The organism is Terrimonas pollutisoli, assembly GCF_029360765.1.
GTDB lineage: Bacteria > Bacteroidota > Bacteroidia > Chitinophagales > Chitinophagaceae > Terrimonas_B > Terrimonas_B pollutisoli.
In genome coordinates this window covers 189,714-205,119 of record NZ_JARKNA010000007.1, presented here as the reverse complement: position 1 = coordinate 205,119, position 15,406 = coordinate 189,714, and the positions used below count along the sequence as shown (strand labels likewise).

The 15,406-nt window shown below is 40.9% G+C and carries 12 protein-coding genes and 1 tRNA gene; 7 read left to right on the top strand and 6 right to left on the bottom strand.

The window, feature by feature from the left end:
• Window positions 1-407 precede the first annotated feature (407 nt).
• The 5 genes from P2W73_RS14420 to P2W73_RS14400 all read right to left on the bottom strand — a co-directional run bounded on the left by P2W73_RS14420 (window position 408) and on the right by P2W73_RS14400 (window position 4,441).
• Window positions 408-1,604 carry a cation:proton antiporter domain-containing protein gene (locus tag P2W73_RS14420; RefSeq protein WP_276502766.1) on the bottom strand — a complete coding sequence of 399 codons (1,197 nt, stop codon included), beginning with the start codon at window positions 1,602-1,604 and terminating at the stop codon, window positions 408-410.
• A gap of 62 nt (window positions 1,605-1,666) precedes the next feature.
• Window positions 1,667-2,134 carry an Hsp20/alpha crystallin family protein gene (locus tag P2W73_RS14415; RefSeq protein ID WP_276502765.1) on the bottom strand — a complete coding sequence of 156 codons (468 nt, stop codon included), beginning with the start codon at window positions 2,132-2,134 and terminating at the stop codon, window positions 1,667-1,669.
• A 143-nt stretch (window positions 2,135-2,277) separates the two neighbouring features.
• A complete protein-coding gene (locus P2W73_RS14410) occupies window positions 2,278-2,403 on the bottom strand; it encodes a hypothetical protein (protein WP_276502764.1) in 126 nt (41 codons plus the stop codon).
• Window positions 2,404-2,445: 42 nt separating this feature from the next.
• Window positions 2,446-4,077: a chaperonin GroEL gene (gene groL / locus P2W73_RS14405; RefSeq protein WP_276502763.1), complete on the bottom strand. Its 1,632-nt coding sequence runs from the start codon at window positions 4,075-4,077 to the stop codon at window positions 2,446-2,448.
• Between the two features lie 82 nt (window positions 4,078-4,159).
• A complete protein-coding gene (locus P2W73_RS14400; RefSeq protein ID WP_276502762.1) occupies window positions 4,160-4,441 on the bottom strand; it encodes a co-chaperone GroES in 282 nt (93 codons plus the stop codon).
• Between the two features lie 902 nt (window positions 4,442-5,343).
• Between P2W73_RS14400 and P2W73_RS14395 the strand changes: the two genes are divergently transcribed.
• The 7 genes from P2W73_RS14395 to P2W73_RS14365 all read left to right on the top strand — a co-directional run bounded on the left by P2W73_RS14395 (window position 5,344) and on the right by P2W73_RS14365 (window position 14,949).
• The gene (locus P2W73_RS14395; protein ID WP_276502761.1) at window positions 5,344-7,368 is read left to right on the top strand and encodes a PAS domain-containing sensor histidine kinase; all 2,025 of its coding nucleotides are present in this window, start codon (window positions 5,344-5,346) and stop codon (window positions 7,366-7,368) included.
• A gap of 14 nt (window positions 7,369-7,382) precedes the next feature.
• Window positions 7,383-7,829, top strand: a complete 447-nt coding sequence (locus P2W73_RS14390) for a response regulator (RefSeq protein ID WP_276502760.1) — start codon at window positions 7,383-7,385, stop codon at window positions 7,827-7,829.
• A 344-nt stretch (window positions 7,830-8,173) separates the two neighbouring features.
• Window positions 8,174-11,374 carry a histidine kinase dimerization/phosphoacceptor domain -containing protein gene (locus P2W73_RS14385; RefSeq protein WP_276502759.1) on the top strand — a complete coding sequence of 1,067 codons (3,201 nt, stop codon included), beginning with the start codon at window positions 8,174-8,176 and terminating at the stop codon, window positions 11,372-11,374.
• Window positions 11,364-12,119 (top strand): LytR/AlgR family response regulator transcription factor, encoded by a 756-nt coding sequence (locus tag P2W73_RS14380; RefSeq protein WP_276502758.1) that lies wholly within the window; start codon window positions 11,364-11,366, stop codon window positions 12,117-12,119. Before P2W73_RS14385 ends, P2W73_RS14380 begins: the two co-directional genes overlap by 11 nt.
• Window positions 12,120-12,483: 364 nt before the next feature.
• Window positions 12,484-13,149 (top strand): peroxiredoxin, encoded by a 666-nt coding sequence (locus P2W73_RS14375; RefSeq protein ID WP_276502757.1) that lies wholly within the window; start codon window positions 12,484-12,486, stop codon window positions 13,147-13,149.
• A 319-nt stretch (window positions 13,150-13,468) separates the two neighbouring features.
• Window positions 13,469-14,599: an NAD(P)/FAD-dependent oxidoreductase gene (locus tag P2W73_RS14370; protein ID WP_276502756.1), complete on the top strand. Its 1,131-nt coding sequence runs from the start codon at window positions 13,469-13,471 to the stop codon at window positions 14,597-14,599.
• A 68-nt stretch (window positions 14,600-14,667) separates the two neighbouring features.
• Entirely contained in the window at window positions 14,668-14,949 is a 282-nt protein-coding gene (locus P2W73_RS14365; RefSeq protein WP_276502755.1) for a hypothetical protein, read from the top strand.
• Between the two features lie 143 nt (window positions 14,950-15,092).
• Here the strand turns inward: P2W73_RS14365 and P2W73_RS14360 are convergent.
• Window positions 15,093-15,177 (bottom strand) — tRNA-Ser (locus P2W73_RS14360).
• Between the last annotated feature and the right edge of the window lie 229 nt (window positions 15,178-15,406).

Genomic DNA, 15,406 nt, shown 5'->3' with positions numbered 1-15,406 from the left:
CAATACAGTAAATCCTTATAATTTTATCCTCGTTGAGCATCGATAATTGAGTTTTGTGTGTGGTAACTCAAAATTATCTTTTATTGATGCTCATCCCTTTTTCTCTATAACTAGCAACTTGGGTTAAATAGAGATGATCAGCAAAGTCGAGTGAATGAAAGAAAGCCCCGGCTCGTGCCTGCCTGCCGGTAGGCAAGTCTCTCACGAGCCGGAATCATCTGCAATAGTAGCTTTGTTTCATGGAGGGTATATTCAGCAATAAGCGAAAATCACATATTGAGATTGGGAAGTGTTTTAGTGTTGCAAGGCAGCAGGATTTTGCCAAACTCTTTACTCCATTTGGCAGTTTTTAGCATAACGTAACATAAAACTGAGTTTCCATATCAAGCTATATTATAACAATTGTTTTAGATTAGTCGTAAAATAGATTTTCGGAGCATTGACATCCATATTGATGATAGTAGCAAAGAAAGTCCAATGACCGCCAGTGCTGATTTAAAGAAGTTATAGTCAATTATGTTCAATTGATGTGCCAGTGAGCAGGCAAGCAGTCCAAACTCTCCAGTTTGAGATAATAAAGCTCCTGCATACACACTGTTCCGCCAAGAGAATCTCAATAACTTAAACACGACGACTGACAATAAGCCGTTAATAAGAAGTACGGTAAATGTAGTAGTCAGAATAAGTCCGTAATGCTCCAGGATGTAATCAAGGTCAAGCAATAAGCCCACCGATAAAAAGAAGAGGGCAACAAAGAAAATTTTGAAGGGACGCAATACATTCTCAAGCCAGCGAAACGCATTGGTGCGACCGATATAAACACCTGCCACAAAACTTCCGAGTGCAGGAGTCAGTCCAGCAAAGGAGGTAAGAAGCGCAAATCCGAGGCAAATAAAAATACCCGTAAATACCTGTAACTCATGATCAGCTTCAATCTCTTTAAACCATTTTAACTGGAAGAGATTCCTATTTCTTACTGCATTCAACAGATAAAAAATCAACACACATCCGAATAACGACAGGAAAATTCTTAAAACATCGTAATTTCCTTTGCCGAGAAATTGTAAAAAAACAAGTACCGGCGCCAGCATTATATCCTGAAGTAATAATATATTCAATACGGTTTTACCGATTTCTGAAGATAGTTCGCCATTCTTGCGCAGGAACTCGCTTACTACAGCCGTACTGTTAAAGATGAAAGTGGTAGCGAGTAAAAGTATATAGCCAGCGGTCCATCCAAGCCACCTCCCAATTAAGAAAGAAAAGAGTAGGCTTAATATCGTCCTCACCCCCTGTGCAACAACTGGTTTCAATAAAAGATTCCTATTGTTGGGTATATTGATTTCAATTCCTAAAAAGAACATCAATAGCAAAATCCCGACATCTCCCAACGCGGAAATATCTTCAGGCTCTGAGAAGATACTCATCACGTGTGGACCTAGTACAATACCTGCGAAAACGTAAGCAATCAGGTACGGCTGATTGAGTTTTTTCAGCAAAACAATTACAAGCAGGATCAGCAGGCACATGATACTGATTGCAAATAGTAAAGCATGCATATCCTTAATTATATGGCATCCTTTGTATGTAAATACTAAAATCAAAGGGTGGAATTAAACTATTCCACCCTTGGTAACTTCCCCATTGTCAACCCTGGCATATTTTATTAATGGATCTCAATATTCTTATAAAGCTTTTTAGCCTTTTCATTTTTGGCCAGTGTCAGGTGAAGGATACCATCAGTATAGGTTGCGTTAATCTTATTTACGTCAACGGTATCATCCAGCGTGAAAGTTCTGCTGAAGGACCGCTGATCATATTCATTTCGAACCCATCCTTCTTTTGGGGAACTTTCGTTCTCGGTTTTGGAATCAAAGGAAATGGTCAGCATGTTGTCATTGACACTGACGTTGAAGTCCTCCTTTTTACACCCCGGTGCAATGACATCTATTTCGTACTGTTTGTCTGTTTCCCGGACATTGACCGGAACAGTTCCGGTAGTTAACCGGCCTTCTCCACCCCAAAAATTGTCATCAAAAAAGTGTCGTAAACTGTTTTGGAAGATGTTATCAACTACATTTCCAAAACTAACTGATGGTAGATCATTCTGTCGTTTAGCAATTGTATTTTTCATACGAACCTCCTTTTTTAAAATGCATTAACAGATTTAATACCACTTCAATGAAAGAGGGAAAAAGTGACACAAGTAATGTCATTTTTTCTTTCTTACTTTATAATACTATAAAACCCAAGTTGACAATTCTTCGTTATTTAACGTTAAAGAACTGCATAGGGATTATCATAAAGATTGTCATTATCATCTCCTTTGCGGAAGATCTTGCTGATCCATTGCTTTAATGTCTTCCAAAGCATGCTATCTGGTTTGATGAATCTTGTTTTCATGGCAGTCATATTTTTTTCTTTTATGAACAAATGTTACTCATTTCAATAATCCATATCACCACCCATTGCAGAGACTGCTGCTGGAGCCGCTTCTTTCTTGGGCTGGTCGGCCACAATGCATTCGGTCGTTAGCAGCATTCCGGCGATGGATGCGGCGTTCTCCAATGCAATGCGTGTCACCTTAGTCGGATCAATAACCCCTGCACTAAATAATTTTTCATAAGTTTCCGTACGGGCATTGAATCCAAAATCGTCGCTATCTTCTTTCACTTTCTGAACAACAATGGAACCTTCTATGCCTGCGTTGTCAACAATTTGCCGAAGTGGTTCTTCCAGGGCACGTTTCACAATTGCTATACCAGTCCGTTCATCATCGTTTTCAACCTTCAAACCCTCTAAGACATCGATAGCACGTATGAAACCTACGCCACCTCCGGGGACAATACCTTCTTCGATAGCGGCTCTTGTTGCATGCAGGGCATCATCTACGCGGTCTTTCTTTTCTTTCATTTCCACTTCAGTGGCTGCACCTACTTGCAAAACGGCTACGCCACCGCTCAACTTCGCCAACCGCTCCTGCAACTTTTCTTTATCATAATCAGAAGTGCTGATCTCAATTTGTGATTTGATCTGGTTGATACGGCTGCGGATGTCTTCTTTATTACCCTTACCATCCACGATAGTGGTATTGTCCTTATCAATGACTATTCTTTCAGCACGGCCCAGCTTGGCTAAATCAACGCCTTCCAGTTTGTGTCCCATTTCTTCACTGATCACTGTGCCGCCAGTAAGGATAGCAATATCCTGCAGCATTTCTTTTCGCCTGTCACCAAAGCCGGGTGCTTTCACCGCTGCGATCTTGATTACTCCACGCAATTTGTTTACGATTAGTGTTGCCAATGCTTCGCCTTCTATGTCTTCGGCAATGATCAATAAGGGATCGCCTTGTTGGGCTGTTTTTTCGAGAATATGCAAAATATCCTTCATTATCGTAATCTTCTTATCGTAAATCAGTATGTACGGCTTTTCGAGTTCAGTTTGCATTTTCTCGGTGTCCGTTACAAAATAAGCGGATAGGTAGCCCCGGTCGAATTGCATGCCTTCAACAATCTCAATATTTGTTTCGGTGCCCTTGGCTTCTTCGACAGTAATAACGCCGTCTGTACCAACTTTGGCAAATGCATCCGCAATCAATTTACCAATTGTTTCATCGTTGTTCGCGGAAATTGCCGCCACCTGCTGTATTTTGTTGCTATTCCTTTCTACCTGCTGTGCCTGGCCTTTCAGGTGTTCCACTACCTTGTTCACGGCTTTATCAATGCCTCGTTTCAAATCCATTGGGTTGGCGCCTGCAGCCACATTTTTGAGCCCCTCGTTGATGATTGCCTGTGCAAGCACTGTAGCGGTAGTAGTTCCGTCGCCAGCAATATCTGATGTTTTTGATGCTACCTGTTTTACCATCTGTGCCCCCATATTTTCAAGCGGATCTTCCAATTCGATTTCCTTCGCCACGGTTACACCGTCTTTGGTAACTACAGGAGGGCCAAACTTTTTCTCAAGGACTACATTTCGTCCTTTAGGGCCTAATGTGACTTTTACAGCGTTGGCCAAAATGTCAACACCTTTTTTTAATTTCTTCCTGGCGTCGACGTCAAAAGAAAGTTGCTTTGCCATAATTCTAAAATTTAAAATGATTTAAGCTTTCAAGCACATCACAGGCAATGACAAAAAGCTGTGTAATAAATGCGGAAATATATCAGAGGACAGCTATGATATCCGACTCCCGCATAATGAGCAGATTCTCTCCGTTAAGCTGAATTTCCGTACCGGCATACTTTCCATATAGCACGGTATCGCCGCTTTTTACCGTAACCGGTTCATCCTTTTTACCGGGGCCTGCCGCTACAATAGTGCCACGCTGCGGCTTTTCTTTGGCAGTATCCGGAATGATAATTCCGCCGCTCGTTTTTTCTTCTGCGGGTGCTGGTCGTATAATAACCCTGTCATGAAGTGGTTTGGCTGTTACTTTGTTTGTCATAATAGATCATTTTAAATGGTTAACAACAAAGTCATATTTTCATATTACACAAACTTTATTGCAAATGCCTGATTCTAAAAAAAACGCTTTCAACCGCCATGCCAGCGGGGCAAGGCTACATTCACACAGCATTATTGACATTTTTTTGAAAAAATGGCATATGGCCAATGAAATTTTGACAAGAGCTTCAGCCGAACAAGTTGCCGAATAGAGGTAAATGAATGCAATAATATCAAAATAGGCATTGATCAATTACCTATCCATATAAGAAATAAAAACGCCCTTAACAAACGGAAGTTGCTTTGCTGACCTCGGTTCAAAAGTTGCCCGACAGAGATGAAACCTATAGATTCAATAAATTAAGTCTACTTGTTGTTTGTTAAGGCTACCGAACTGCAGGACGTATTCAATGAATTCATTCATAATCCCAAGTTAGTCAAAGTCATTTTGCTCTGTGTATCCTGCTTTATCTGGCGTATAAAATGTGTTGTAACCTGCCTCCTTTAATGAGGTACTTTTTTCTAAACATTTATTGGGTATTGGGATCGGGGTTTGCTATAAAATACCCCGGTTCTTCGAGGCATGTCGGAAAACTCTATGAAGCGTCTTCGCTTCGTAAGCTTACAATGTGGCTTGCAGCTGCGTATTGGAAGACGAAAGAAGCCTGTTGTATAAACACTTGCCATTTACTTGCACATCTATTTTTTACAGGCTGTTTAGTTTGCCGTCAATAATTTTTCCCGATCTTTAAAGAATGCTGGTAATCAACTGTCATAGCTAATTCAAGCTTGTTTATCTTAAAGGAAAGGTCTGTTTCGTTGCTGCGTTAAAATGCTGTGTAAAACTGTGTTGATAAACGTGTTGAATGAAGCCTTTTTTAACCCTCATTAATTTACAATTACATGCAATCGCCGGCTGGCGCCAATTTTCAATGGCTTTTTGAATCTGCACCTGGCTTGTATCTTGTCCTGATGCCTGATCTTAGCATTCTTGCGGCATCCGATGCATATCTGCAGGCTACCATGACGAAAAGAGGGGAGATACTCGGTCGGAATTTGTTTGATGTATTTCCCGACAACCCTGATGATCCTGCAGCCACCGGTGTGTCGAATCTTCGTGCATCCCTGAACTATGTACTACAAAACCGTGAGGCACATACCATGGCTGTGCAGAAGTATGATATACGCAGGCCTGATGGCAGCTTTGAAGAACGGTTTTGGAGCCCACTGAATAAGCCGGTGTTCAATGATAAAAATGAACTCGTCTATATCATTCACCGGGTAGAAGACGTAACGGAGTTCGTCAGGCTGAAAAGAAATGAAAGCCGGCAGCAACAACAGACCGAGACAATGAAGCGTCAACTGGAAGAAATGGAGACAGAGGTCTACAAACGGGCACAGGAAATACAGGAGATCAATAAAAAACTGCTGGGCGAAATACAGGAGCGGCAGAAGGCAGAAGAAAAATTCAGGGGGCTGCTGGAGTCGGCGCCGGATGCCATGATCATTGCCGGTAAAAAAGGGGAAATAGTATTGGTAAATCAGCAAACAGAAGTTCTTTTTGGCTATAATAAAAGTGAATTGATAAACCAGCCAGTTGAAATGTTGATTCCTCATGATCTTCGTCAAAGGCACCAGGGACATCGCACCGATTATTATAAAGAACCAAGAGTAAGGTCAATGGGAGTGGGACTGGAACTGTATGCTGTGCGCAAAGATGGCAGCCAGTTTCCGGTCGAGATCAGTCTTTCACCACTTGCTACTACGGAAGGAATGCTGGTGTCCGCTGCCATCCGCGACATCACCGACCGTAAAAAAAGCGAAGCTATCATCCAACGGCAGCGTCAGGACATCCAGGATTTTATAGACAGCATGTCAACACTCTGCGCTAAAGTGGCCAAAGACGGAACATTACTGATGGTAAATAAAACAGCTTTAATGGCGACGGGTTTATCCATGGAGGAATTGCTGCAGACCAATTTCCTGGAAGGAAACTGGTGGGCCTACGATGCAGCAGTGCAGCGCCGGGTAAAAGATGCTTTTGCCAAAGCATGCGCCGGCACTACCATCAACTATGATGAAACCATTTTTGTATTTGGACAGGAACTCACAATCAACTTTAGTTTGATTCCTATACTGGCGGTTGATGAATCAGTGGACTATATCGTGGCTGAAGGAAGAGATATCACTTCATTAAAACTTACGGAGGCAGCCCTGCAAAAACAAACGCAACAACTTGAAAAGGTAAACAAGGAATTGGAAGGTTTCTCCTATTCTGTTTCACACGATCTGCGGGCACCGCTCCGGATCATTGATGGTTATACCGGCATGGTGGTAAATGACTATAGCAATAAGGTGGATGAAGAAGGAAAAAGGATGTTCGGCATTATTACAGAAAATGTACGTAAGATGGGCCAGTTGATTGACGACTTGTTGAATCTTTCGCGGCTGGGACGAAAAGAACTGGTTGTGCACCCCATTGACATGAACCAAATGGTGGCATCAGTACTAACCGAACAGCTCTCGCAAACGACAAAACACTATCATGTAGAAACAGCAGAACTCGAACCTGCTGATGCTGACGGCAGCCTGCTGCGCCAGGTTTGGGTAAATCTTATTTCCAACGCTATTAAATATACAGGTGGCAGGGAGAAGCCGTCCATTGAGATCAATTCCGGGAAAACCGCCAATGAAATTATTTATACTATCAAAGACAATGGAGTGGGATTTAATATGAAATATGCTGATAAACTATTCGGCGTGTTTCAGCGGCTGCATAAAATGAACGAGTTTGAAGGCACCGGTGTGGGCCTTGCATTGGTACAACAGATCATCAGCCGGCACGGCGGACGGGTGTGGGCCGAAGCAGAAGTAGATAAAGGCGCTACCTTTTTTTTCGGTCTGCCTCTTATTGCTGATAAACATTGAAAACTAGTAACGAAATGTCAGAATACGATCAGATCGGGATTCTCTTTGTAGAAGATAATCATCACGAAGCCGAGCTAACTATACGGAGCCTGCAAAAGCATAACCTCGCAAATACTGTGAAGCATATTGACGATGGAGCGGAAGCTTTGGATTTTATTTTTTCAAGAGGTGTATATGCCAACAGGCAAAACTCGCCGCAACCCAAACTTATCATTCTTGATCTGAAGCTGCCCAAAGTAGATGGTCTTGAAATACTCCGGCAGTTAAAATCACATGAAGAAACAAAGAAGATTCCGGTGGTCGTTCTTACTTCATCAAAGGAAGAAAGAGATGTGATTGAAAGCTACAAGCTGGGCGTAAACAGCTACATTGTCAAGCCCGTGAATTTTGAAACATTTACAAAGGCGGTGGCCGACCTGGGTTTGTATTGGGTCATTTTGAATCAAAGGCCTTATTCATGAAAATCAGTAAGCAATAAATAAATGACAGGCCTTGGTAGATTCATGTGCTTATCATGATTAAGAAGAGTAAATACAGGGAAATTAATAAAACAAAAAACCTGCAAAGACTGATTTTGCAGGTTTCTTACTTAACTTATTAACTCAATTAATTAAAAAAGCAGTCAGGCAGTCGATACCCTTTACTGGTTGTTGGGTCACTCAATCTCATAATTTTCCTTACATTACTGAATTTATTGACCTTGCTTCACACCAAAATTTATGAATGTTCAATTTTCGAATGAAATGATATAAATAAATTCTCAGACTTTTTAAAACGACCGGTGACCTGCAAAACTTAACGTGCAATGATTCGTATGTTTTTTTTTAGCTGCACTACCTGTCCCGTTTTAGCGGGATTGATTTTGGCTTTAATAATAGCCGGCAATCCTGTGGCAGGGCAAAGCGGATATGTAAACAAGAATCCGGAGTTCACCATCACCAAAAGACTGCTTTCTATTGAAGATGGATTGGCTTCTCACGAAGTGTTTTGTGGTGTGCAGGATAAGGCTGGCTTCTTGTGGTTTGGAACACGCAATGGTCTGAATCGCTATGATGGTGAAAATTGTTTACTGTTTACCCGACAACGAAATAATCTGCAGGATAATAAAGTGGTGCAATTGGCAAAAGATGATGCCAACAACCTGTTTATTGAATACGGTAGTACAGGTTTTCAACTCACTACTAACGGCAAGGTCGATGTGATGAATGCAGTTACACAGGAAGTTAAAACACTTACGGCTGCTTTTCCAAATATGCCTTTTAAAGAGCAGGATGTTTACTGGATATCGAATGACGGAACGGATGAAATTAATTTGCTTACTGCTTATCCTTTCAGGCTTTGGAAATACTCCTCTAAACACGGATTTAAACTCCGGTACGAAATTAAAGATTGGAGTAGGCCGGATGCAGGGCCATTTGTAGATTTTCGCAGCACAGGGCCATTCTGTATGTTCGCAAAGGGTAAAGCGCTGCTGAAAATATTCAACCAGTCCACACAATACTTGGTATCGAAGAATACAGTGATTGCCTTTACTCAAAAAGATGCGTTAAGATCACTGCCTGTCGGTTTCAGCAGCCGTGATGATCTTTTAATTACGTATATCACCGCCGCCAAACCGAATACATTTAATATTGGTAGCATAACGCATAATGGTAAGATTGAGTTTCCCGCCGAAGTAGAACAATTCAATACGGACAGCATAAAAGGAAAATATTGGTACCAGGCTGCAAGCTCTGCGGATGGCACATCCTGCATATTCTATATTGCTACGGATGCACTTTACCTGTGGAATGAAAATGCTTTTTTGAAAATACTTTCTAAACAGGAGATGAAAGATTTTGAAAATGTATTTATCTACCAGCTTTTTCCTGATAGCTTTGGCAACCTTTGGCTTTGCACATCGCATGGCGTATTGCAGTTAAAGGTAGAAAAGAACCGTTTTAAACAATACTTTACCGGCAAACAGCAAAGTGCTCAGCCAAACAGCCAGGCCCGTGGCATATATGCTGATAAAAACGGTAATGTTGTGGCTAATATCTGGACGCACACTTTCATGCAACAAGATAGCAAAATGCAATACGTTGCTGATGCTGAAATAAAGTATGCGCTAACTGAGCACAATGGAACCTTGTATTGCAGTGGCTACAACCTGTTTAATTATGATGAAAAGAAAAATAAATTAGTAACATTACCGGGAGGCACGGGAAGTGAAATATGGTCTATGTATTCTCTTACTGACAGCCTGTTGCTATTGGGAAGAACAAATGGTTTTTCATTATTCAATTCCAATAGCAAAAAATTTGATTCGCTTTTATATGCTTCCCCAAAAATTACTGAAGCAAAATTTGTCTACCGCTTTTTTAAGGATTATACAGATACGGTATGGGCAGTAGCGGAGAACGGCTTGTATAAAATTATTGAATCGGCAATCGTGAATCGGCAATTGGCAATTGGCAAGTGTGAATCTTCTTTCATAGATGGTTTGAGTTTACTCGATACTTATGCAGATGCTAATGGAATATTCTGGATCACAACAAATGGTGAAGGTTTATATCGCTGGGATAGAAAAGCAAATTCATTTCAGCAATTCAATATCGCCAGCGGTTTCCCCTCAGATGTGTTGTACAGGATTGAACCAGATGCGTATGACAATCTTTGGATCAGTTCTGATTATGGTTTGATTCGTTTCAATAAAAAAACATTCGCTGTAAAAACCTATACTGCCGCCGACGGTATTTCTCACAATGAGTTTAACAGAACTTCTTCTTTTAAAGCGACAGACGGGCGGCTTTTTTTTGGCGGAATAGACGGCGCCAATGCTTTTAGCCCAAAAGATTTTATAACGGATACCAATACATTAAATGTACCATTGCAGATCATTGCTTTTAACCAGTTTGTTGGTTCCCAAAACGAGCTGGTGAACAGAACAAGTGAGTTGTTGAATACTTCACAAATTATGCTGGCGCCCGGCGATCAATTCTTTACACTTGAATTTCAGTTGCTGGATTTTGCAAAGGATGAAGTGCATCGCTATGCATATCAAATTGAAGGCGTAGACAAAGATTGGAATTATATCAACGAAAATTCTATACGCATCAGCGGATTGCCGTATGGAAAATTCCTACTGCATATTAAAGCACAGAATAGTGAGGGTGCATGGAGCAAAAGCGAATTAACTATTCCGTTACTGGTTTTAAAACCATTCTACCTTCAGTGGTGGTTCATTACTCTACTCGCCTTGTTATTTGTGATGGCTGTTTATTGGGTAATAAAATGGAGGACAAAGCAATTAGCCGCAGATAAAAATAAACTGGAGAAAACGGTGAGTGAACGAACTGCTCAGTTAAAACAATCGCTATCAGAACAGGATGAATTGCTGGCAGAGAAAGATGTGCTGATGAAAGAAATTCATCACCGGGTAAAAAATAATTTACAGGTTATTTCGGGTCTGCTGGAGTTACAAAGCAAGGGCCTGGATGATGAAGCCGCAAAGAATGCTTTACGGGAGGGACGCAGCCGGGTAAGAAGCATTGCATTGATACACCAGAACCTGTACCAGTTGGAAAACTTAAACAGCATTGAATTGAAACGGTTTGTAAATGACTTATGCAGGCAGATAGAGAGTGTCTTTAAAAAACAAAATAAAATAGTAATGAATATCGAAGTACCTGTTGTGTATTTAGATATTGATTCTGCTGTTCCGCTGGGCCTGATCATGAATGAGCTGTTATCCAATTCTTTTAAGTATGCATTTAATGATGACAAGGTCGGGGAGATAAACCTTGCCATTCGTGCCGTGGCAGAAGGAAAATACGAATTGATCTATTCTGATAACGGCCCGGGCCTGCCTGCCAATTTTGATTTAAACAAGGCAACAACATTAGGCATACAATTGATCAATGACCTGAGCCGGCAAATAGGTGGGAAAGTAAATTATACGTACACTAACGGAGCTGTATTTACCATTAATTTTACCAACCGCAACATGCGTAAAAATGAAGATTGATAATATGTCGGTATTAAAAATAGGAATTGTAGAAGATGAGCTGGTAATAGCCCGAACTATTGTAAGCACATTGGATGAGTTGGGCTATTCGCATTGCGGCCCCGCAATAAACTATACAGAGGCAATGGAAATGCTTGAGCAAAACAAACCCGACCTGTTATTACTCGACATTCAGCTATCAGGAAAAAAAGACGGTATAGATGTAGCCCAAAAGCTGAATGAATTGTACCAGGTTCCTTTTATTTTTTTAACCGCTAACAGCGATGCTGAAACTATTGACCGGGCAAAAAAGGTGAAGCCGCATGCTTATATTGTAAAACCATTTACCAAAGAAGAATTGTTTGCTGCCATTGAAATTGCATTCAGCAATTTTACAGGCAATCGAACTGATACAAAACCTGATGAGGTTGCTTCCTGGCACACAAAAGATTTTATGTTTGTAAAGGATGGCTATGTATTCCGGAAAATATTTTTCAATGAGATATTATACCTGGAAAGCGATGCGAATTATATTACGCTTCATCTGCAATCGCAAAAGAAAGTAATGGTAAGATCTACACTCAACGATTTTATTGAACAGGTCAATCAAAAAATCTTCATTCGTGTTCATCGAAGCTATTCTGTAAACATTAATAAGATTGAAGATATCTTTCCGACAGAGATAACCATAGAGGGAGTTAAAATTCCGATAGGTAAATCATACCGGGAAGAACTTTTTAAAGCTCTCGGAATAAAGGAGAATTGATAATTCTTCAGCTATTCCGTTTTCTTCGTCACAAACGGGGTATCATTCATCCCTAACCAACCACATTCATCCCTTTTATTTTACAGGTTCTTTTTGCGCCGGGAATTTTATTCCCGCAATGGCAATATTGGACTTAGATAAAATCATCATCAAACGAACTATCCTGGGTATCCGCTGCACAGTATGTGGAGGCAGCCTGGTGCCAGTCAAAAAAAAATCAATAGTGGGGATCATTATCAAGCTTATTTCGTTTGGAACCATAAAGCCAAAAAATTACGAATGTGAGAACTGCAAAAAGAAACATCTCTTATTATAACAAACGATTTTGTTCATCATTATTATCAAACAATAAAAACCAAATAACATGAGTATCAGATTAGGCGACATCGCACCGGACTTCCAGGCAGAAACTACACAAGGCACCATTCAATTTCACAATTGGATTGGTGATGGTTGGGCCATTCTTTTTTCCCACCCAAAAGATTTTACACCGGTCTGCACTACCGAGCTTGGTTACATGGCAAAACTGGCTCCCGAGTTTCAACAAAGAAACTGCAAGGTCATCGGACTAAGTGTTGATCCGGTAGAAAGTCATTTAAAATGGGAAAAAGATATTGAAGAAACACAGGGCCATGCGGTAAGCTATCCTATGATCGGGGATGCAACGCTTGCTATTGCAAAATTGTATGATATGCTTCCCGCAGAAGAGCCCGGTACTTCAGAAGGCAGAACTGCAGCCACTAATCAAACAGTGCGTTCTGTTTTTGTGATAGGTCCGGATAAAAAAATAAAACTGCACCTTACCTATCCGATGACAACAGGCCGCAATTTTAATGAAATACTTCGGGTGCTTGATTCAATGCAGCTTACCGCGGCACACAAAGTAGCTACTCCGGTAAACTGGAACAATGGTGATGATGTAATCATCGTTCCAGCAGTATCAGATGCAGAAGCAAAAGAAAAATATCCTGAAGGTTGGAAGACAGTTAAACCTTATTTGCGCATTGTTGCTCAACCAGGCAAGAATTGATTATGCTTCGCAAAGGATAGAAATGTAGCTTGTGAAAAATCCATCCCTAACAACTTGAAGTTATGCAGGACTCATTGTTTACAGCAAATAAGGTAATAAGGTAGTATTGGTTTTGGCTCTATTTCCACTAAGGTAGAAAGGTAATTTGCCGGCTGGTTTCAAAGCTTATTATCTTAGTAGCACTGAAATTCCTGATGAAACCAACCTTATTACCTTATTCAACCGTTCACAATTTATTCATTGCGCATAACTCAAATATCCATTTACTTATACGCTTAAGATTTACTCTTTGGCTTATGAGATTTCAAAAAATATTAAAATGAAACTACGAGTAGTTGTATTAGGTGCAGGCTTTGGAGGACTGGAACTCGCTTCCATACTTTCTGAAGCAATCGGTGACAATCTTGATCTTACCCTGATAGATCAAAACGATTCATTTTATTTTGGCTTTTCAAAGCTGGATGTAATGTTTGGGCGCAAGCCACCGGATGCTGTTAAGATTTCTTACAGCAGTATTGTAAAGTCAGGCGTACAATTCCGTAAAGAAACAATTACGTCTATTGACCCGGTAACGAAAACTGTTACCACACAAAACGGAAAGTATGAAGCCGATGTATTGGTAGTGGCGCTGGGTGCCAATTACGATATCAATGCCACACCCGGGCTTGCAGAATACGGCAACGAATACTATTCCTTTGAAGGCGCAGAAAAATTGAGAGAAGTGATTCCTCATTTTACAAAAGGTCACGCCATTGTTGGTGTATGTGGCGCACCATTCAAATGTCCGCCTGCGCCGAGTGAAGCAGCTTTGATGCTTCATGATTACTTAATCAACCATGGTGTACGTGATGCCTGCACCATCAGCATTGTTATGCCATTTGGTTCGCCTATTCCTCCTTCCCCCGATTCGTCTAAAGCATTGATCAAAGCTTTTGAAGAAAGAAATATTCAATTCATACCTCAACATAAAGTGAATTCTCTTCGTACAAGTACAGCCATTCTTGATGATGGCACCGAAATGCCATTTGATTTGTTCCTTGGTATCCCCAAACATGTTGCACCCGGTGTGGTACTGCAAAGCGGCATGGCAGAGAATGGATGGATCCCGGTTGACAGAGCTAACCTGTTGACAAAGTTTGCCAATGTGTATGCCATCGGCGATGTAACCAGTGTAGGAACACCAAAGGCGGGTGTATTTGCAGAAGGCGCTGCAAAAATTGCCGCGGCTTCTATCATTGCAGCATTTAGTGGGACTGAAAACAATTCAGCATATACTGGTGCAGGCTCCTGTTATATTGAGTTTGGCAAGGGTGAAGTGGGGCGTGTAGATGTTGATTTTTTTTCCAGGCCCAAGCCTTTTGGAATTCATCATGACGCTTCAGAAATGTTAGTTGCGGAAAAGGAATATTTTGGTTCAAGCAGAAAAGCCCGTTGGTTTGGTTTGAAGTAAAACAACAGCAACTTTTAACAATAGTGTCAATAAATAAAATAATCAGTCATCAAATTAAATTTTAAAAAATGGCAACTTATTTAATTGAAATTCCTCATTCAGAAAATACTTTTGAGTGTAAACAGGTTATCAAATTGTTCGTAGAATCTGGCTCGCATTTATTGGCAAATGCACATTGGGGTTGTAAATCCGGCGTTCACAAATCATGGTTCATCAGCGATTTTGACAGCAAAGAGGAAGCGTTTCAAATTGTCCCTCCCTTTTTAAGACATAGCGCAAGCATTATCGAATTGACAACATTCAGCAAGAGCGATATTCAACAGTTTGCCAGCGCCAATATCAGTGAGTGAGTCTTTGGATAGGGTTACTGATGCGATGGAACTAAAAGTTGGAAAAGATGTTTTATTCGAAGCCCCGAACTTTTTCACGGCGATTGCATTCGTCGAAGACCACATAAGAAAGCCCACCTGAGCTAAAGCTCGATGGGCGAAGGCGGAGAGAGAGGGATTCGAACCCCCGGACCTGTTACAGTCAACGGTTTTCAAGACCGCCGCATTCGACCGCTCTGCCATCTCTCCGGCGCAAAAGTAAGGGGGCAGGTTAAAACAACAAAATTGATTTTGCTGTTGATTGAAAAAACTTTTTGCTTCCAATCTTTGGCGGAAACTGTAGTTGAATCAGTATTGCCGGGCAGACAATAACACCAGTTTGCATGATAAAACAGATATTACTAAAAATGAAAATTTGATAAGTCGGGCTATAAGAGTTATTTCCAATTTTCAAACTAATTAGTTTCATATATTAGAG